The sequence below is a fragment of the Nitrosospira sp. TNL200 genome (assembly GCF_055386305.1).
Window position 1 is genome coordinate 3,150,178 of sequence record NZ_AP041003.1, and the last position, 18,806, is coordinate 3,168,983.

Genomic DNA, 18,806 nt, shown 5'->3' on the forward strand with positions numbered 1-18,806 from the left:
GCAAACACCTGCCTGGCATTCACGCATTCTCACCGGAACTGGGGAAACTACATCTGTAGCTGAAACGACAATTTGAAAACATCCACTTTGTTGCCTGTCACGTCAGGTGCGTAGTTCAAGCCTTTGGTATACAGGTCGCCATGCTGGTAATAGGCGGAGATACGCGCGTTGAACCCGTCTATGATGTAGTTGACCCCGCCCTCGATCTCCTCTCGGTTGCTGCTGTGGTTAGGCTGGATGCTGGTGAATCTGCCATACGGCTGGAACTTTCCGATGCCCACCTTGACGGGAATCAGATAAAGGCCCGTGACTGTCCATGACTTGCCATCGAACATGCAGAAACAACCCGGGTCGGCGAATGCGGCGGTATTGTAATTGGCATAGAATTGCTTATATTCGCCGTTGAAGGTAACAACCCCCAGATTCCTGGGCAACACCTTTTCAAAAAGCGCGTCCCCTACCAGACCCAGGAAGTCGCTGCGGTTGGCGAACGATCCGGCGCCGTTCCTTTGATAGGATGCGCCAAACGCCAGCGCCAGGATATCGCCGGCCTTGCCAAAATAGGTGCTGCTGGTGTAATACCCCGGGTTCTTTTCCGGGTTCAGGAAGTTATAGGTAAACCGTCCTGCCCACAATACATCGTTTCCCTGGTTGGGGCCAATGGTGGTGGATGACTGCAGGCCGCGATATACGCCAACGGCGTAGCCCAGCGTGCCCTTGATGAACCCCGGCTCCAGGCTTCCCCAGAAGGTGCCGCCATCGTCACGACCATAGCGGCCTGCTCCGCCGCTGCCGAACTTGGTGCTGAAGTCCTGGGAGAAAAATGGCGTTTTGAAGGCGTCATGCGTCGCCTGGAAGAAAGGACCGCTTAACTCGCCACGCTCCGTGGGGACCAGCATGCGGCCACCCCAGAAATTCACGTAACGGTTGATCTCGACTTTTCCAATGGCGTCCAGAATGTTGTAGGACATTTTCGGATTGTCGTTGGGTCCCTGGTTGTTACAGAAAAAACACTCGGTATTGATCTCGAACTTGACATACTCGTGAACCTGCCCGTTTAAATACAGACGAGCATTGTCTATGCTGAAGAAGCCATTGTAGTCGCGATTCTGCGCCCACACACCCGAACCGCGAAACCCCATGCCAATAGTCATCCACTTGGTCTCGTCAACCTGGTACTTCGGTCCCCTCGGGAGTTTGAAATCGTCGGCGCTTGCCATCTGTATTGAAGACAGGCAAGCGATCATCAAAGCTGCCAGAAACGCTATCCAGACACTGGCATGACCTCTTTGCTTTTTGCTGTCACTTTTTTGTGAAACGTTATAAACCGGAGCTGATCTGTAGCTGGTCACTTTGATATCTCCCTTCTGGAACCTTCATTTGCAGGTTGCTTTCTTGTACTCGTCGAACCGGTGGCGCAAACAGAGAGTTCGGGGAAACACTCTATCCTTTGGCCGGGTTCACCTGTTGTCCATCCGATCTTTCTGATGATCAAAAAGCGTATCAAAAAGAAAAGCGCAAATATGTAGGGAATTGCTGACAGGATATGAAGTATTGGGAATATGTAACACGCCACACTGCTGCGGGGACAAGAGCAAATAGAGCAGATGCTGCTCATAGTCTTTTCTAACCAGACCCATGCGCAAGCTGCTCGGCGTCATGTCATGTTTGCCCTTTATGCTTTTTTCCAGCCCTAATCGCGGCTTCCGATTTCCGATAGCAGCAGAAGCAGCAGAAGTAGAAGGGCGGAAGAAATGAAGCAGGCCAGATCGATCTGGCTGGTATCCCGGATGTCCCGTTCAAAAAGGGAGTTGCCAGATAACTGCTGATCCGTTTTCTCTCGCTTTGGCTGCGACATACCCCCATGGAGATGATCAGACATGAAAACCGCCATCAAACCGCTTCTCGCTATCGTTGCCATCATCCTTGCCATGCCGGCGACGGCTGCCGACAGCAAGCTGGTCGGCTGGGCCATGCTTCCCGCAGCCGCCTTTGCCGATGGCCCGACTTCGGGTCAGTTTGCCAGCGCCAATCCTTACGGGACCAATCTCCCCCCGTACGCCGACCGGCAACCGGTTCAGGGTTTTTCGGCCGTCCTGGAGGGCCCTGGAAAGGATACCTTCCTGGTGATGACTGACAATGGATTTGGCGCCCAGGCCAATTCCGCCGACACGTTGCTGCGCATGTACGCCTTGAAGCCGGACTTCAGAACCGTATCCGGCGGCACTGGCACCGTTTCCGCCGCAGACTTCACGCTGGGCACGGAATTGCACAGCTTTTCCAGCCCCAGCCGGATCACGCTCAATGATACCAATCGCAAGCTCGAAATCCCGATTCAAGCCGATCTGGAGAATTACTACAACGATACCGGCAAACCGGTTGTCGATCCGGACATCCGGTTTGGGCGCCTTTTGACTGGCGCCGATCTGGACACCGAGTCGGTCCGCCGCGACAAAAACTGCCATCTCTGGTTTGGTGACGAGTTTGGGCCTTACCTTATCAAGACCGATATGTCCGGCACTGTTTTACGCAACGAGATTTCGCTGCCGGGTGTCTACGCTCCCCAGCACAAGGATGTCGTCGCTGGCACTGCCACTGCCAATCTTGGCAGCTCTGGCGGATTCGAAGGCATGGCGATCAACGAGCGGGGCGACAAGCTGTATACCCTGCTGGAAAAAACCGTTACTGGCGATCCAGCCGGGACGCTGCGCATCAACGAGTTCGATATCGACGACGAGGCCTATACCGGGGTCGGCTATGCCTATCCGCTGGACTCGGAACGCAACGCCATAGGCGACATGACTGCCATCGACGATCATCATTTTCTAATCATTGAACGTAATGGCGATACCGCAACCAGCGGAACGCCCTTCAAGAAAATATTCATGATCGACCTCAGAAACGTTACCAGCGCCGGCACGCTCGAAAAGACCGAGGTAGTGGATCTGATGAATATCGCCGACCCGGACGACCTGAATCGCGACGGGAAGACGACATTCACCTTCCCATACGTAACGATTGAGGATTTGTTGATCCTCGATTCCGAAACCCTGCTGGTGATCAATGACAACAACTTCCCCTATGGCGGCGGCCGCGAACTGGCATCAGACAATACCGAACTGCTGAAGATCCGCCTCGCGAAGCCGATTCCCGGCTTCAAGCGTCATCGCCACTCGCAAAGCGAAGCTACGGCCAATCGGTGTGAAGTCCGCGAAGGACACCCCGGCCGCGGCCATTGATAAGTGGTAACGCTGCTTTCCGGACATCGCCGGCGGTATCCGGGCGAACCCGCTCGGCCGAAATGGCCGGGCGATCGCCGCTGAAAGCCATGCAGTCATGCTTCCCATACACCAAATAAACCCCCTACTGGAGACAAACCCGATGATTTCCATCTTGAAGCCCCTGGTTGCCCTGACAGGGCTGGCCCTGGCTGGTGCGGCCGCCGCAAATTGCACTGGCAATGTCGTTATCGGGGAAGGCCCCTCGCAGATCGCTACTTCGGTAGCAAACAAAGCCGTCGGGGGAACGTGCCTGAACGATCTGATCATCGACACCGAAGCAGAGGGCGCCAACTACGGCAATCATGGCGAATTCGTCGCTCGCCTCTCGAAACAGGCAGGCGAATGGACTCTGCAAAGAGCGCTCAGCCCGAAAGAAGCCGGCGCGCTACTGGCAGCCGGCGCGCGATCCGACGTCGGCAAGACCCTGAAGGTACGTATGATCGCCTTCAACGACTTCCATGGCAACATCGATGGAGCCAACCTGAACTTCACCAGTGTGGTGGATGGCATTCCCGCCCGCACGCCTGCTGGCGGCGTGGATTACATGGCTGGCCTGGTGCGGCAGCTCAAGGCCGGCGCTCCCAACAGCGTGGTGGTGTCCGCAGGGGACCTGATCGGCGCCAGTCCGCTCAATTCGGCGCTGTTCCATGATGAGCCCACGATCGAAACCATGAACCGCCTCGGCCTGGAGTTCAACGCCGTTGGCAACCATGAATTCGACGAAGGCCGCGAAGAACTGCTGCGCATGCAGAACGGAGGCTGCCATCCTACCGATGCCAATAGCTGCCAGGGCAACAGCGTCGGCACCCCCTATCCGTTCGAGGGCGCCAAGTTTGAATTCCTTGCTGCCAACGTGGTGGATGTCGCCAGCGGTAAAACCCTGTTTCCTGCTTATGGCGTAAAAAACTTCAAGGGTAATCGCATCGCTTTCATCGGGATGACCCTGGAAGGCACACCGAGCATCGTTACTCCTGCCGGTGTCGCCGGCTTGGCATTCAAGGACGAAGCGGACACTGTCAATCAGTTGATCGGCAAGCTAAAACATGACGATATCCACGCCGTTGTCGTGCTGATCCACGAAGGCGGACTGGCAACCGGCAGCATCAACGGCTGCGACGGCATTTCGGGGCCCATCGTCGACATCGTCAAGCGGCTCGACGATGCGGTGGACCTGGTCATTTCCGGCCATACCCATCAGGCATACAATTGCGCTCTGCCAAACAGCAATGGCCGCGCCATCCCGGTCACCAGCGCCGGCGCATTCAGCCGCCTGCTCACCCAAATCGATCTGACCCTGGATACCCGCACCAGGGACGTCGTCGCTGTCAACGCCCTAAACAAGCTGGTAGATCGCGACAACGTGCTGCAAGCCGGCGACCCCATCCAGCCCGTGGCGGAGATCAGCTCCATCGTCGCCAACTACAATGCGCTCTCCGCGCCGATCGCCAACCGCATCATCGGTAAAATCACCGCCGATATCACCACTTCCCGGAATGCGGCCGGCGAATCGGCATTGGGCGACGTCATCGCTGATTCCCAGCTTGCTGCTACCGCTCCCGCAAACAAGGGCGGCGCGGTGATCGCTTTCATGAATACCGGTGGAATCCGCGCCAATCTGACCTACGCGGAGAGTGCTGCCGACGAGGGCGACGGCAATGTCACGTATGGCGAAGCATTTACCGTACAGCCCTTCGGCAACAGCCTGACGGTAAAAACCCTCACCGGCCAGCAACTTTATGATTTGCTCAATCAGCAATGGGCCATTGGTCAATTTGCCGATGGCGGCCGTACTCTGCAAATTTCCAATGGCTTCACCTATCAGCACACTTTCCAGCCGAATGCGAGCCCGCTTGGCGCAAGCTACGTTTGCGACGGATCACTGAAACTCAATGGCATTCCCATCGATAAAGCAGCAAGTTACCGGGTGACCATGAATTCGTTCCTGGCTAGCGGCGGCGACAACTACGGCGTATTCAACCTGGGCACCAACCAGTTGGGCGGCGATGTCGATCTGGACGCGCTCGAAGCATACTTCCATGCCAACCCCGACGGCGTTGCGCCGGGACCGCAGAACCGGATTCAGAGCGTCGGTGCGTGTAATTGATCAATGGTATCGAATGAAGCATCGCCCCCTAAGGGGGGCGATGCGTGGCTGATAATAGTTCGGCCATGGATCAAATCCTGGCTGACATCCCATTGATGCTTGTCGGAAGAGCTACGGAGTGTTTCGGATTATGGAGTTAACTCTTTTTCGTGGACACTTAATATTTTGCTTTTAAGGAGCCCACATGCCCAAAACACATCCTCCCTATCCGGCTGAATTTCGCCAGCAGATAATAGAACTGGTTCGCGCTGACAGAACACCAGCCGAACTGTCCTGGGAATTCCAGGTTACCGCACAAACCATCCAGAATTGGGCAGGCCGAGTCGCTCGTGATGCGGGTCAACCCTTGCCGGGCAAGGGAAGCCTGAGCACAGCCGAGCGAGAGGAGTTAGTCAGGCTGCGCCGCCAGGTCAGGCAATTGCAGACGGAGCGCGACATCCTGGCAAACAGCCCACGCGCATGGCGCCTCCCCGTTGGCACAGAAACACGCAGGGTCTAGACTTCCTAAGCGCCGAAGCCGAGGCCGCAAGTCTTTCGGAGGCTCGCGACCCCGTGAGCAAACTTGGTCCAGGGGAAGCTGCGAACCCAAGTGTGGTGGCACTCTTGTGACCCGGTTAGGAAGGTGAACTAATCCGTCTCCCCCGCACGGCGCTTCTATCAACTCTTGAACGACGGGAGGTGCAGATGGCGAAGTCAAGCAATTCACCCGGAGACGGTTTACCCGTCATCAATCCAGCGGCAGCGGCTATTGATGTTGGATCGCGATTCCACGTGGTAGCAGTGCCCCCAGGCATGTGCCACGAGCCGGTTCAAACGTTCCAGGCATTCACCGGCGATCTTCAACGTATGGGCAGCTGGTTGAACGCCCTGGGCATAACAACTGTTGCGATGGAGTCCACTGGCGTGTACTGGATTGCAATCTACGAAGTGCTCCAGGCACTTGGTATCGAGGTCATCGTTGCCAATGCCAGGGAGGCTCGCTCGGTACCCGGCCGCAAGAGCGACGTCAACGACGCGCAGTGGCTGCAGCGCCTGCACGCGTGCGGACTGTTGCGCGCCAGCTTCCGGCCTTCTGTCGAGATTGCCAGACTGCGCGCGTATCTGAGGCTTCGCGAGCGGCACTTGGACTATGCGGCGTCGCATATCCAACACGTACAGAAGGCGCTGACCTTGATAAATCTACAGTTGCATCACGTGGTCAGCGACGTGACTGGTGCGACTGGCTTGCGAATCGTACGCGCCATCCTCGCAGGCGAACGAGATCCCAAGGTTCTGGCAAAGATGCACGATATCCGTTGCAAATCCGGTATCGAGACCATTGAAGCGGCGCTCATCGGCAATTATCAGCCCGAGCATGTGTTCGCATTGCGCCAGAGTCTGACGCTCTATGACTTCTATCAAACCCAGGTGACCGAGTGTGATCGAGAGATCGAGGCCGTCTTGCGGAGCGTGGTGCAAGATCACCCGCATCCGGAGATACCGCTTCCCAAGCCCCGGCATCGCACCAAGCAACCGAACGCCATCGAATTCGACGTCAGACCGCTGCTATACCAGATCCTGGGAAGGAACCGATCTCAGCCGATGGCCAACCGCCAAGCACTTCACCTCGTGGCTTGCGCTATTGCCCGGATGCAAGATCAGCGGTGGTAAGGTACTATCGTCCAGGTCACGCAAGACCAACAACCCAATAGCCGCACATTTGCGGCTCGCGGCCGTGACAGTTGGCCGTACGGATACTGCGCTGGGTGCCTTCTATCGTCGTCTGTCGGCGCGTGTAGGCAAGGCCAAGGCAGTGACGGCGACGGCGCGCAAACTGGCAGTGCTGTTCTACAACACGCTGCGGTTTGGCCTCGGATACCGTGATCCAGGTGCCGATTACTACGAAGCCGCATACCGCGAGCGTGTCGTCAAGCAGCTTCGCCGACGTGCCGGCGAGTTGGGATTCCAATTACAGAACATCAAAGGTGTTTCTTAGGAAGGCTACGGCCTGGTTTGCCGGCAGAAGCGGTGTGACGCCCACATCGTCTTCGAACTCGTAATGGCAAACCAGGCCTTGTATCCCGTACACACCCTTTGTCATGTCCTTGGTGTATCAGCCAGCGGATTTTACGCTTGGCGTTGTCGGCCGCCCTCGCCACGCGCCATCAATAATGCCGTTTTGACTGAGCGAATCCGGCAGATCCATGCCGAATCGGATGAGACCTGCGGCATGCCGCGGGTGCGGGCCGAGCTACGCGACCAGGGTGCGGCAGTCAGCTGTAAGCGCATAGCCCGCTTGATGCGCAAGGGAGGTCTGCAAGGCGTCAGCTTGCCAGAAACGACATAGCGTCCCACGCTGCCGGACTGGCGGCCTGCCAGGCGAATATAGTTTGCTTCGGGTAGAGTGGTTCGAACGACGTTTATAAACCTTCATCGTAACATCCTTATTCAAGGTGTTGCGACGACCGGTTGAATTTGCCCAATATACCAGCCTGGCCTTTGGCAACCGCTGCCGCCAGATGGGTGTGCGCCCTTCCATGGGAACAGTGAGCGATGCATTTGATAACGCCATGGCGGAGAGCTTCTTCGCCAGCCTGAAGTGCGAACTGATCGATCGCAAGACCTTCAAAACCCGTACCGAGGCCCCCGCCTGGCGGTGTTCACCTGGAACGAAGGCTGGTACAACCCCAGGCGGCGTCGCAGCGCGCTGGGATATCTCTCACCTGTTAACTTCAAAAGGAGATCAACTTCTATTCTTGAATTAGATGTTCCACGTAATGAGCTCGAGCACACCTCAACGGAAGCTTGGGAATCAAGTCCATAACCGTCCACCGAAACGGGTTAACTCCAAACTGCTTGAATCCATTATCGAGGATGCCCGATTCGAGGCCGCAGCCAAGGACGTTACAGTCGAATACACCGGAGCCGAGGAAATTCGGATCAAAGGCCACGCCGAATTGATCCTCAGGGCCATCGAAAACATCCTCCGCAACGCGGTCAAGCATACCCCGCCTGGCGAGACTGTTTGCATCGAAACCGAATCCGCCTCGGATGGCCGTATGCATCTCAGGATTCTCGATCAGGGACCCGGCGTTCCCGAAACGCAGTTGACATTGATCTTCGAACTGTTTTTCCAAGGGGGCGGGGATAATCAGAGCGGCTTCGGCCTCGGCTTGGCGATAGCCCGCCGAGCCGTGGAAGTCCATGGCGGCTCAATTATTGCGCGGAACCGATCGGAAGGCGGTCTTCTGATTGAAATGGTTTTGCCTGTTGAATAAGGCTCTGTGGAACAAGCAGCCACTTGGATTACTTTAATCCTAAAATGTCAATCGACGATCAGATAATCGTTGATAAAGCGCCTGCGTTCAAGGTAGGCACAGCACTCCAATCACAGCAACGCCAATCTAGCGTTCATGTCGAAGTCGAATCAACCGGGAGAATTAGATGACAATAGCTTCCAATCTCTTGCATCAACATATTCAGACGTTTGTCGGAGACAACGCGCGATGGCAGACACTGATCGCCGATGATCTCTTGTGGGAGTTACCTTATGCGCCCTCCCTTGGCCATCCGGTTCGGCTGGCGGGACGACAGGAAGTGATGAATCATGTCGCTTGGTTCCTGGGAGCGGTAGAAAATTTCCGCTTCTCCGACGCCAAGGTGTACGCTTTTGCCGATTCGGAAGCATCAGTCGCTGAATTCAGGGCAGAAGGACTCATCAAGTCTACACGGCGTGTCTATGTCCAGAATTACGTGCTATTTCTGCGGGCCGCGGGCGGGAAGATCACATTTCTACGCGAATATTTTGATCCTGTGCAGGCGGCCAAGGCACTGAATACGCCGATTCTCGGTATCGAATCCTGAGGACAACTGGCGATAGTCGGTTTAAAGCCAACGAAGAACCTGGAGCAGCATTTTCTTGGAGATGTCTGGGATCTGGTGCTGCAGCTCGTTGAAGCGGTGAATGCGGCTCGACAGGCAGTAGAGGACGATTGGGGTCCACTTATCGCCCATGATATAGAGCATCCTGAGCGCTAGATAGTCGGCGTCCAAAGACTGGAGGCGTGGTGAGAAACTACACCTAGACATGACATGGAACGGGCTTTCAGGTTGCCTCCCGCAAATGCTTATGAACGAACGTGATCGCCATGCTCCCCTCGCCGATTGCGGTTGCCAGGCGTTTGACCGATCCCGCACGCACGTCCCCGACCGCGATGGAACCCGGCACCGAGGTTTCGAGATGATACGGTTGCCGTTTGAGCGGCCAGGATTTGGGCATCAGACCGCTCTCCAGCAGATCTGCCCCAGTGATCAGAAAACCTGACGTATCTCGCATGATCGGTGTGTCCCTGGCCCATTCTGTGTTTGGCGCACCGCCGATGCAAACGAACAGCCGTGAGGCGTCAACCCATTTCGTCGCCTCCGTATTGACATCCGTGAGCGCTATCCGCGCAAGTCCATTATCGCCCTTCAGTTCAGTGACTTTGGTCTTGAACCGCACCTCGATCTTTGGATGCGTGAGAATGCGGTGAGAGAGATAACTGGACATGGCACCTTTGAAGGTGGGTCCGCGCACCAGTATCGTCACTTTGTCGGCATATTCCGAGAGGTACATCGCGGCCTGACCGGCGGAATTGGCGCCGCCGAGGACGAATACTTGCTGGTTTCGACAGAGCGGCGCCTCGCTCATGCCTGCTCCATAGTAGAAGCCTCGACCGAGATAGCGTGCCTCATTCGGGAGGCCCAGTCGGCGCCATTCAACTCCTGTCGCGCAGATGTTCGTGCGCGCGATCATTTTCGACCCATCGGCCAAGTCGGCGATGATCTTGCCGTTCTGAAACTGGGCCTTGATACCTTCGCGCATCATCAGGATCTCGACACCGAAACTAACTGCCTGTTGCCGGCCAAGTTCGCACAACTCGGCGCCGGGTATCCCCCCAGGGAAACCCATGTAGTTCTCGATCAGCGACGATGATCCGGCTTGACCACCAATGGCATGTTTTTTGGTATCAATTTCCAAATGTTGGTATCAGCAGCTTAAATATACCAACATATACCAACATATACCAACATATACCAACATATACCAACATATACCAACATATACCAACAATATTAGGTTGATTGCAATGGATGGTGTAAAACAAAAACCCGCTAATCGATAAGATTTAAGCGGGTTTCGTGGACTTCTTTGAATGGGATAAAACAGTCATTTGGTGGCCAAGGGCGGAATCGAACCACCGACACAAGGATTTTCAGTCCTCTGCTCTACCGACTGAGCTACTTGGCCTTTTGAAGTATTCTATTCACTACAATATTGCGACACAAGGATTTTAGCTCCGGCCGCCCGGCTTGCGCCTGGGCTTAACATGCCCAAAACCCCCAGGCCATGTTAGCCTTCACTACAACAAGCCTCTCCATGATGCATGTCGAGGCGCGTTGCCAATCCTCTGCTCTACCTGGCATTTTGAAGCACTCACCATGCTGCGATACAACCACATGGAAACCGGGACCTTGTGCGTGCCAGATTCTAGCACAGGGCCAAACTCATTGGAATACGGCGCATTTATCGCCTTCGATGGCGACAACATGCGTTATCGTATGCTGCGGAAAGCGTACCGGAATGGAAATGTCATAGCAAACGGGATTAAATGCGGGATGAAGTTTTTTGCTTTATGAAAGAGGATTAACCGGCGCTTCCACGACGGATCACACTCCCTAGACCAGGTAGCCTGAAACGCGCTACAATTCAGTATTTTAGCGGCACGCCATGCTCGTTTGTCGAGGTATCCCGGTTCAGGCAAAAGTTCCTGTAGCGCTGACCATCGGAAATTTCGATGGGGTGCACCTGGGCCATCAGGCTATGATCGCACGCCTGAAAGAGGCTGCGAAGCGGCATGGCCTTGTCACCTGCGTTATGATTTTTGAGCCGCATCCGAGGGAGTTTTTCGCTCCCGATCGTGCGCCCACACGGCTTACCAGCTTGCGGGAGAAGCTCGAATTGCTGGCGGCGGCTGGAATAGAACGCGTACAGATATGCCGCTTCAATTTCGACTTCGCCAGAATCAGCGCCAAAGATTTCATCGTTCGCATTCTGCAACAGGGGCTGGCGGTGCGCTGGGTTCTGGTAGGGGACGACTTTCGCTTTGGCGCACGGCGGGCTGGCGATTTTTCCATGCTGTCGGCATTCTCCCTGAAATGCGGCTTCGAAGTCGAGGAAATGCCGGGCTACACCTTGAATGGCATGAGAATTTCGAGTACCGTGGTTCGCGACGCGCTTGCCGCGGGCGATCTGGATCTGGTCAGGCATTTGCTGGGCCGTTACTATAGTATCAGCGGCCGTGTCGTGGCAGGCAATAAACTGGGAAGGAAGATCGGTTTCCCCACTGCCAACATTCAGTTGAAGCATAACCGGCCGCCTTTATCGGGCATTTTTGTGGTAGAGGCTGAACTGGAGGAGGGCGTTGCCCCGCTTGTTTCGCAGAAGCGTATTCAGGGCGTGGCAAGCCTCGGCGTCCGCCCTACGGTGCATGATCAAGGTGAGCCGGTGCTGGAAGTTTACCTGCTGGATTTCAACCAGGAAATCTACGGCCGTCATTTACGGGTGCATTTTCTGCGCAAGCTGCGAGACGAGCAGAAATATGCCGATCTGGAAACACTCGTCCAGCAAATAAAAAAGGATGTAACTTGCGCGAGAATCTATTTCTCGTCATATTTTCCTGACGCTTCCGTGCCATTTCCCGCCGGATCAAACTGACGCCTTTATTCTCCATGACCGACTATAAAAAAACATTGAATCTTCCTGATACGCCTTTTCCCATGCGCGGCGACCTTGCCAGGCGCGAGCCTCTCATGCTCAAGGCATGGCAGGACAGGAAGCTGTACCAGAAGATCCGCGAGGTGTGCAAAGGCCGCCCGAGATTCATACTGCATGATGGACCACCCTATGCGAATGGGGATATACATATCGGCCATGCCGTCAACAAGATCCTCAAGGATATTGTCGTGAAGTCCAGGACGCTCGCCGGATTCGACGCCCCTTATGTGCCGGGCTGGGATTGCCATGGTTTGCCGATAGAACACCAGATCGAAAAGAAGCATGGCAAAAACCTGGCGGCGGATAAGGTTCGGAAGTTGTGCCGTGCTTTTGCGCAGCAGCAGGTGGAGCGCCAGAAGGCGGATTTCATTCGTCTTGGGGTGCTCGGCGATTGGGATCATCCTTACCTGACCATGAACTACGCTACCGAGGCGGGGATCATTCGCGCGCTGGGAAAAATCTACCAAGCGGGCTATCTGTATCAAGGGCAGAAGCCTGTGAATTGGTGCCTGGATTGCCGCTCCGCCCTAGCGGAAGCGGAGGTGGAATATGAGGACAGAACATCGCCCGCGATCGACGTGAAATTCAGAATAGTCGATCCTGATTCATTCTGGAAGCGCGTAACGAGCCTGCCGGACAATGGCTTGCCGGACGATGCCCCTTCATCCCGGCCCCGTGCCAATAAGCCGGTTTCGGTGGTTATCTGGACCACCACGCCGTGGACTCTTCCCGCCAACCAGGCTGTAAGCCTGAATCCGGATGAGGACTATGTAGTGATGGACGTAGGCGCCGAATATCTGCTGCTTGCGGAATCCCTGGCGGAGGGCTCGCTGAAGCGCTATGGGGTGAATTCAGCCATTATCGTAGCGAGGCAAAAGGGCAGGGCACTGGAGCATCTTCTGCTGCAGCACCCGCTTTATGAGCGGCAAGTCCCTATCATTCTTGGGGCCCATGTGACGATGGACGCTGGCACGGGGGCTGTCCATACCGCTCCGGCGCACGGCGTCGATGATTATATCGTGGGCCAGAAGTACGGTTTGCCGGTAGACAATCCGGTGGACGATGACGGCCGGTTTTTTTCCCGAATCCCGCTGGTGGGGGGTCTGTCGGTATGGCAAGCAAACGATGTGGTAATGCAGGAGCTCCTGAAACGGCAACTGTTGCTGAAAGCAGAGCAGCTTCGGCACAGCTATCCGCATTGCTGGCGGCACAGGACGCCGATTATCTTCCGGGCGACGCCTCAGTGGTTTATTTCCATGGATAACGTAGTGGAAGCTGAACGGCAGGATGACATGGGGAAAACGCTGCGGGAAACGGCAATGACCGCAGTGGCCAATACATCCTTTTTTCCTTCATGGGGAAAAGCACGGCTGGAAGCCATGGTGGGAAATCGACCGGACTGGTGCATTTCCCGCCAGCGCAACTGGGGAGTACCCATGGCGCTCTTCGTTGACAAACAAACCCACGAACCTCATCCCGATACGATGGGCCTCCTGGAACAAGTGGCACGGCGAGTGGAGCAGGAAGGCATCGAAGCATGGTTTAGCCTGGATGCATCGGAGCTGCTGGGTAGCGAGGCAGCGAGCTATAAAAAGCTTCAGGATACGCTCGATGTCTGGTTCGATTCTGGTACAACGCATGATACCGTTCTCAAATCTGATCCACGGCTTGAATATCCAGCGGATCTTTATCTGGAAGGCTCGGACCAGCATCGAGGCTGGTTTCAATCATCCCTGCTGACCGGCTGTGCAATTGATGGCCGTGCCCCATACCATGCATTGCTCACGCACGGATTCGTGGTGGATGGGCATGGACACAAGATGAGCAAATCCCGGGAGAATGTCATCGCGCCGCAAAAGGTGATGGATACCTACGGAGCGGATATTCTCCGTCTATGGGTGGCCTCGACCGATTATTCCGGCGAGCTTTCGATTTCAGACGAGATCCTGAAGCGGGTGGTGGAGAGCTATCGGCGCATTCGCAACACCCTGCGATTTCTTCTGGCCAACCTCGCGGATTTCGATCCTGCGCATGATGCCGTGGCGATAGAGGAATGGCTTGAAATCGATCGCTACATACTGGCGTTCACACGGTCACTTCAAAACGATGTTACCCAGGCCTATGAGCGCAACGAATTTCACTTGATCGTTCACCGGCTGCATAATTTCTGTTCTGAAGATCTCGGCGGTTTTTATCTTGATATCCTCAAGGATCGACTTTATACCTCCGCTGCTGAAGGCCTTCCCCGCCGCTCGGCGCAGAATGCACTCTACCAGTTGGCTCACAGCCTGGTGCGGTTATTTGCACCGATCATCAGTTTTACGACCGAAGAAGTATGGCAGCATCTGGAGGGAAACAGCGATGACAGCATATTCGTGCATACGTGGCACGCGCTCCCCACGCAGGACGACGAAGACATGCTGATACACCGGTGGTCCCGTCTGCGCGAACTGCGCTCTGATGTGCAAGGAAAGCTGGAAGAGGTACGTGCCGCCGGAGAGATTGGATCCTCCCTTGCAGCCAGGGTGGAGATACGCGCTGCTGGCGACGATCTTGATCTTCTTGATTCGCTGGGAGACGACCTGCGGCTGATACTCGTCACATCGGAGGCATGCGTGACACGCGCTGGCGCTGGCGAAAATATGACCATCCGCGTGACGCCGAGCGCATCCCCCAAGTGCGAGCGTTGCTGGCATTATCGCGAGGACGTGGGCGAGGATCATGGCCATCCCACCCTGTGCGGCCGCTGTGTTGCCAATCTTTTTGGGGCCGGGGAGGCGCGAAGATATGCCTGAATTCGCCATTCCCATTCCGGCATGCGAAGCGCAATGAAACTATGGGTAAGCTTGATGCTGGCCCTGGCAGTGCTGGCGCTGGATTTTGTGACCAAGCGCTGGGTGGAATCCGGGCTGTCTTTTGGAGAGCAGATTCCGGTTACATCTTTTTTCAACCTGGTGCTGACGTATAACGCGGGCGCGGCTTTCAGCTTCCTGAGCGATGCCGCGGGCTGGCAACGCTGGTTCTTCAGCGGTATCGCCGGCGGGGCTTCCATCCTGATCATTTATCTTCTTCGAAAGCATGAAGCGGATAGATTATTCTGTATTGCGCTTAGCCTGATATTGGGCGGGGCGCTGGGTAATTTGTGGGATCGCATAACGCTCGGACACGTAGTCGATTTCCTTGATTTTTATATCGGAACCTATCATTGGCCCGCTTTCAACGTCGCGGATTCCGGTATTTTTGTTGGAGCGATGCTGTTGATACTGCAGAGCTTTCGCCAGAACGAGGCTACACCGGGAAGCGAACCGCAAAAAAAGTAACGGCTGAATTTTATGCCGAGTCCCTGGTCCTGGTCTTTCCGGGCCGCCATAATACATCCGCTACGCCGTGTTGCCGATTCAGAACCCTGCACAGCACGAACAACAGATCGGATAAACGGTTGAGATATCGCAGGTGAGTGGAAGGTACCGCTTCGTCTCTGCCTAAGCTGACGAGGCGTCGTTCTGCACGGCGACACACCGCCCGTGCGGCATGGCACAGGGCCGCCGGGCGAGCGCCGCCCGGGAGTATGAATTCCCTTAACGCGCTCAGGCTGTTGTTATACTCATCCAGTTGCTGTTCCAGGCGCCCAACTTGCGGCTCGCTCATGGTCAGGCGGCTGGGTATGCTAAGGTCTCCTCCGAGATCGAACAAGTCGTTCTGTATATCTTCCAGTCGTCGGCGCAACACATCGTCGAGATCCTCGGCAAGCAATACGCCGATACTGCTGTTCAGCTCGTCCACGGCACCGATAGCCTCGATGCGCGGGCTTTCCTTTCCGCACCGGCTCCCATCCCCCAGCCCCGTGGTACCGTCGTCTCCGGTGCGTGTGTAGATCCTGGTCAGACGATTTCCCATGTATGCTTTCCTGGGTTCCGGGAAATAGTACCGGAGATGGATAGCGCTGTCATCGTTACGCGTCCTTGCCGTGCTTGAGTCGTGCGGGTGGCATGAACAGGGCGGCTACCCCCTTGCTTTGCTGCTGGTTGCGTAAGTGATCGGGTGACTTATGGGCGGAAGCCGCCGATGCTGCGGTTTCCCGCGACTGCGTCGTGGCGCTATCCGGTACCGGCCCTGAAGGAATATAAGGCTGGCTGAAGAGAGGGTCTTCCGGAATTTTGGATCGCCCGCCCTGCCTCCGTCCCGAGTCAGAAAAAGTCTTTGAACCCTTGTAACTCTTCGACTCGCTGCGGCGGGAGCCGGATAGTGCCTCGGGAGCTCGTTCCGCGGACGATTTTGCCTGCCGACTTTTAAACTCTTGCACTTCATCGCTGCGTTCGCCGCGCCTGCGGTTGCTCGGCGAAACATCGCCATCCGGAGGGGCCTCTTGCTCGAATCCGGTGATCCGTTCCATTTTCAGCTTGAATTTCAGGAGCCTCTCGATACCTTCAAGCAACTCCCCTTCATCCTCTGATGCCAGGGAAATTGCGTTTCCTTTCGTGCCGGCTCTGCCAGTTCGCCCAATACGATGAATGTAGTCCTCGGGCGTGGTCGGCAGTTCGAAATTCACTACATACGGAAGATCTTCGATGTCCAGTCCGCGTGCGGCAACATCGGTAGCCACGAGTGCGCGTACCCTGCCTTCCTTGAAATCGGTCAGTGCCTGGATACGTTGAGGTTGCGTCTTGTCGCCATGGATGGCGGTAGCGCTGATATGATCTTTTTCGAGCTGCTGGGCAAGACGGCTTGCGCCATGCTTGGTTCGGACGAATATCAAAACCTGCTTCAAATCATGGGATTTGATCAGGTGCGTCAGCAACTCGCGCTTGCGATCACGCGCGACTTGATACACCACATGGGTGATCAGGTCAGTTATCGAGTTGCGCCTCGCGACCTCGATCAACGCAGGCTCTTTCAACAGCTTGTTCGCGAGTTTTTTGATGTCCTCGGAAAAAGTGGCGGAAAACAGGAGGCTTTGCCGTTGTGGCGGTATCATCGCTATGATGCGCTTGATATCAGGCAGAAACCCCATGTCCAGCATCCGGTCGGCCTCATCCAGCACCAATATTTCAACTTTGGAAAGGCTCATCGTTTTCTGCTCGACATGATCCAGCAGGCGGCCTGGAGTTGCCACAAGAATCTCCACCCCTGCACGCAAGTCCTTGACCTGTGGCGCCATGTCGACACCGCCGTACACGGTCGTGCATTTGAGAGCTAAATACTTGCCGTAGGTTTTGACACTTTCATATACCTGCACCGCGAGTTCACGGGTGGGCACCAGTATCAATGCGCGAACGGGATGGCGGGCGGGCGACATGCTCGTGTTGGCATATGGCTGCAAACGGCCCAGCATTGGCAAGGTGAAGCCGGCCGTCTTTCCGGTACCTGTTTGCGCAGCGCCCATCAGGTCTTTTCCGGCGAGTATTGGTGGAATTGCCTGGGCCTGTATCGGAGTAGGCTCGGTATACCCTTGATCGGAAACGGCTTTGAGAATTTCTGTGGATAAATTGAGTTGAGCGAACGACATGATCTTACCCTATGCCACCAACCGGTATATTGGACAGCGGCCCGGGTAGCATAGCTGATTGATTAACGAGAAAGGAATAGGGATTTGCAAGAAGAATGGCGGTCGGCTGCGGCTGTAGCCATACGTTTGTACAAACTATGATCGGACATTATATAGTAGGTAAGAGTGGTTTTTGGAATCAGCGTTCCATATTGTAGTTCAGCGTGGTTCAGATTTCGGCAGCCGGGCTGCTTTCCGGATTAATTCGACGCCGGTAATACTATTGCTATTCGCAAGCTGCCTAGTCATTTCTGACTCTCTGATGTATCTCTCTCTGGTGTATCTTTTTGTCTATTTTATCGATCCTTATCCAGTCGCCGCCTCTTTGCATAAGCCGTAATAACGGTGCCGCGCCACCGATCGCGACCGCATCGACGAGACAGTACCATGCCGCAACTCCGCTAGGCGGATTTCCCTGGGACAAACTCATTACGGGCTCTATCGTTGCCCATTTCCAGGTTCCTGCCGCCGTTCCTATCAGCTCCAGCCACGTAGTGATAAAAAATGCCGCGAGATAAACCATGGGCGAGCGGCCTTTGAATAGATAAATGAGGAAAACGCAGAATAGTAGCGCGCCGACCTGATCACCCTGTTCAGGATAACCGCTGATTCCCCAGGCAGACCACGTTCCGCATACCAGCACGACAAAAAAAGCGATACTTCGAGCATATTTTTGAAATAGGCCGGAACGAGCCAGAGCCACAGCTGTCAGATAAACCATGCCGTGGCCCGGCGGAACATAGGCTGGGACGTTTCCAAACCGGTAAGTATATCCACCCATGTAGATGGAGGCAAAATGCTCGCCGAGCGTGGCGAAAGCCACCGCAATGATTACCTGCATCCTTACTTCTTTATTTTCGCCATATAATAACGCAACGAGGAATGTCCACGCAATGAGCCCCATGGTATTTTGCTGCTCCAGGCTTCCGCTAGCGTCTATATTAAGACTGATGGCGACACAAATAAAAGTAAGGGACGCGATAAAGTAATCGCGCAATCGGTGGGCAGCGGTGGCGTTGACGGGTGGGAAATGACGCAGCATCGATTGGTTTGTTTTCTGCTTTTATCCTGCTTTCAAGG

At 55.4% G+C, this 18,806-nt stretch carries 16 protein-coding genes, 1 tRNA gene and 3 pseudogenes; 12 read left to right on the forward strand and 8 right to left on the reverse strand.

Translation table 11 applies throughout. From position 1 onward, the window contains the following. Positions 1 to 47 precede the first annotated feature (47 nt). Positions 48 to 1,352, reverse strand: coding sequence for a hypothetical protein (locus ACZ5CE_RS14235; protein WP_464575561.1), 1,305 nt, complete (start codon positions 1,350 to 1,352; stop codon positions 48 to 50). A gap of 341 nt (positions 1,353 to 1,693) precedes the next feature. Beyond that, complete coding sequence (locus ACZ5CE_RS14240) at positions 1,694 to 1,882, reverse strand: hypothetical protein (protein ID WP_464575562.1); 189 nt, start codon at positions 1,880 to 1,882, stop codon at positions 1,694 to 1,696. On the opposite strand from ACZ5CE_RS14240, the gene ACZ5CE_RS14245 reads away from it, so the two are divergent. The 9 genes and pseudogenes from ACZ5CE_RS14245 to ACZ5CE_RS14285 all read left to right on the forward strand — a co-directional run bounded on the left by ACZ5CE_RS14245 (position 1,881) and on the right by ACZ5CE_RS14285 (position 9,228). Beyond that, on the forward strand, positions 1,881 to 3,239 hold the full coding sequence (locus ACZ5CE_RS14245; protein WP_464575563.1) for an esterase-like activity of phytase family protein: 1,359 nt from the start codon (positions 1,881 to 1,883) through the stop codon (positions 3,237 to 3,239). The two genes, ACZ5CE_RS14240 and ACZ5CE_RS14245, sit on opposite strands and share 2 nt — an antisense overlap. A 142-nt stretch (positions 3,240 to 3,381) precedes the next feature. Next, entirely contained in the window at positions 3,382 to 5,385 is a 2,004-nt protein-coding gene (locus tag ACZ5CE_RS14250; RefSeq protein WP_464575564.1) for a bifunctional metallophosphatase/5'-nucleotidase, read from the forward strand. A 184-nt stretch (positions 5,386 to 5,569) separates the two neighbouring features. After that, a pseudogene (locus ACZ5CE_RS14255) lies at positions 5,570 to 5,830 on the forward strand (transposase); the annotation flags it as partial. A 239-nt stretch (positions 5,831 to 6,069) separates the two neighbouring features. Continuing rightward, complete coding sequence (locus ACZ5CE_RS14260; protein WP_464575565.1) at positions 6,070 to 7,035, forward strand: IS110 family transposase; 966 nt, start codon at positions 6,070 to 6,072, stop codon at positions 7,033 to 7,035. Further along, positions 7,007 to 7,081: pseudogene (locus ACZ5CE_RS14265) on the forward strand (hypothetical protein); the annotation flags it as partial. The gene ACZ5CE_RS14260 and the pseudogene ACZ5CE_RS14265, both read left to right, overlap by 29 nt. Positions 7,082 to 7,099: 18 nt before the next feature. Then, a complete protein-coding gene (locus tag ACZ5CE_RS14270; protein ID WP_464577566.1) occupies positions 7,100 to 7,360 on the forward strand; it encodes a hypothetical protein in 261 nt (86 codons plus the stop codon). Further along, positions 7,361 to 8,188 (forward strand): annotated as a pseudogene (locus ACZ5CE_RS14275) (IS3 family transposase); the annotation flags it as partial. After that, positions 8,142 to 8,642, forward strand: a complete 501-nt coding sequence (locus ACZ5CE_RS14280) for a sensor histidine kinase (protein WP_464575566.1) — start codon at positions 8,142 to 8,144, stop codon at positions 8,640 to 8,642. The pseudogene ACZ5CE_RS14275 and the gene ACZ5CE_RS14280, both read left to right, overlap by 47 nt. A gap of 166 nt (positions 8,643 to 8,808) precedes the next feature. Further along, positions 8,809 to 9,228, forward strand: coding sequence for a nuclear transport factor 2 family protein (locus ACZ5CE_RS14285; protein WP_464575567.1), 420 nt, complete (start codon positions 8,809 to 8,811; stop codon positions 9,226 to 9,228). A 21-nt stretch (positions 9,229 to 9,249) separates the two neighbouring features. Here the strand turns inward: ACZ5CE_RS14285 and ACZ5CE_RS14290 are convergent, their stop codons facing one another. From ACZ5CE_RS14290 to ACZ5CE_RS14300, 3 genes are all read right to left on the reverse strand, one after another. Then, on the reverse strand, positions 9,250 to 9,453 hold the full coding sequence (locus ACZ5CE_RS14290) for a winged helix-turn-helix transcriptional regulator (RefSeq protein WP_464575568.1): 204 nt from the start codon (positions 9,451 to 9,453) through the stop codon (positions 9,250 to 9,252). A gap of 16 nt (positions 9,454 to 9,469) precedes the next feature. Continuing rightward, the gene (locus ACZ5CE_RS14295; RefSeq protein WP_464575569.1) at positions 9,470 to 10,384 is read right to left on the reverse strand and encodes an NAD(P)/FAD-dependent oxidoreductase; all 915 of its coding nucleotides are present in this window, start codon (positions 10,382 to 10,384) and stop codon (positions 9,470 to 9,472) included. Positions 10,385 to 10,578: 194 nt separating this feature from the next. Beyond that, positions 10,579 to 10,654 (reverse strand) — tRNA-Phe (locus tag ACZ5CE_RS14300). A 480-nt stretch (positions 10,655 to 11,134) separates the two neighbouring features. Here ACZ5CE_RS14300 and ACZ5CE_RS14305 point away from each other — a divergent pair. From ACZ5CE_RS14305 to lspA, 3 genes are read left to right on the forward strand one after another with little or no spacing between them, the layout of a single operon-like run. Continuing rightward, positions 11,135 to 12,121 (forward strand): bifunctional riboflavin kinase/FAD synthetase, encoded by a 987-nt coding sequence (locus tag ACZ5CE_RS14305; RefSeq protein ID WP_464575570.1) that lies wholly within the window; start codon positions 11,135 to 11,137, stop codon positions 12,119 to 12,121. 14 nt (positions 12,122 to 12,135) lie between these two features. After that, positions 12,136 to 14,976, forward strand: a complete 2,841-nt coding sequence (ileS, locus tag ACZ5CE_RS14310; protein WP_464575571.1) for an isoleucine--tRNA ligase — start codon at positions 12,136 to 12,138, stop codon at positions 14,974 to 14,976. 33 nt (positions 14,977 to 15,009) lie between these two features. Beyond that, on the forward strand, positions 15,010 to 15,501 hold the full coding sequence (lspA, locus tag ACZ5CE_RS14315) for a signal peptidase II (protein ID WP_464575572.1): 492 nt from the start codon (positions 15,010 to 15,012) through the stop codon (positions 15,499 to 15,501). Between the two features lie 10 nt (positions 15,502 to 15,511). On the opposite strand, the gene ACZ5CE_RS14320 is transcribed toward lspA, so the two are convergent. The 3 genes from ACZ5CE_RS14320 to ACZ5CE_RS14330 all read right to left on the reverse strand — a co-directional run bounded on the left by ACZ5CE_RS14320 (position 15,512) and on the right by ACZ5CE_RS14330 (position 18,768). Beyond that, positions 15,512 to 16,078 (reverse strand): cob(I)yrinic acid a,c-diamide adenosyltransferase, encoded by a 567-nt coding sequence (locus tag ACZ5CE_RS14320; RefSeq protein ID WP_464575573.1) that lies wholly within the window; start codon positions 16,076 to 16,078, stop codon positions 15,512 to 15,514. A 55-nt stretch (positions 16,079 to 16,133) separates the two neighbouring features. After that, positions 16,134 to 17,687 carry a DEAD/DEAH box helicase gene (locus ACZ5CE_RS14325; RefSeq protein ID WP_464575574.1) on the reverse strand — a complete coding sequence of 518 codons (1,554 nt, stop codon included), beginning with the start codon at positions 17,685 to 17,687 and terminating at the stop codon, positions 16,134 to 16,136. Positions 17,688 to 17,967: 280 nt separating this feature from the next. Beyond that, positions 17,968 to 18,768 (reverse strand): hypothetical protein, encoded by an 801-nt coding sequence (locus ACZ5CE_RS14330; protein ID WP_464575575.1) that lies wholly within the window; start codon positions 18,766 to 18,768, stop codon positions 17,968 to 17,970. Positions 18,769 to 18,806 lie beyond the last annotated feature (38 nt).

Coding starts and splice junctions, on each gene's coding strand:
- ACZ5CE_RS14250 (WP_464575564.1), top strand. CDS start 3,382: ATGATTTCCATCTTGAAGCCCCTGGTTGCCCTGACAGGGCTGGCCCTG.
- ACZ5CE_RS14330 (WP_464575575.1), bottom strand. CDS start 18,768: ATGCTGCGTCATTTCCCACCCGTCAACGCCACCGCTGCCCACCGATTG.
- ACZ5CE_RS14245 (WP_464575563.1), top strand. CDS start 1,881: ATGAAAACCGCCATCAAACCGCTTCTCGCTATCGTTGCCATCATCCTT.
- ACZ5CE_RS14290 (WP_464575568.1), bottom strand. CDS start 9,453: ATGTCTAGGTGTAGTTTCTCACCACGCCTCCAGTCTTTGGACGCCGAC.
- ACZ5CE_RS14320 (WP_464575573.1), bottom strand. CDS start 16,078: ATGGGAAATCGTCTGACCAGGATCTACACACGCACCGGAGACGACGGT.
- ACZ5CE_RS14280 (WP_464575566.1), top strand. CDS start 8,142: ATGAGCTCGAGCACACCTCAACGGAAGCTTGGGAATCAAGTCCATAAC.
- ACZ5CE_RS14260 (WP_464575565.1), top strand. CDS start 6,070: ATGGCGAAGTCAAGCAATTCACCCGGAGACGGTTTACCCGTCATCAAT.
- lspA (WP_464575572.1), top strand. CDS start 15,010: ATGAAACTATGGGTAAGCTTGATGCTGGCCCTGGCAGTGCTGGCGCTG.
- ACZ5CE_RS14285 (WP_464575567.1), top strand. CDS start 8,809: ATGACAATAGCTTCCAATCTCTTGCATCAACATATTCAGACGTTTGTC.
- ACZ5CE_RS14240 (WP_464575562.1), bottom strand. CDS start 1,882: ATGTCTGATCATCTCCATGGGGGTATGTCGCAGCCAAAGCGAGAGAAA.
- ileS (WP_464575571.1), top strand. CDS start 12,136: ATGACCGACTATAAAAAAACATTGAATCTTCCTGATACGCCTTTTCCC.
- ACZ5CE_RS14305 (WP_464575570.1), top strand. CDS start 11,135: ATGCTCGTTTGTCGAGGTATCCCGGTTCAGGCAAAAGTTCCTGTAGCG.
- ACZ5CE_RS14325 (WP_464575574.1), bottom strand. CDS start 17,687: ATGTCGTTCGCTCAACTCAATTTATCCACAGAAATTCTCAAAGCCGTT.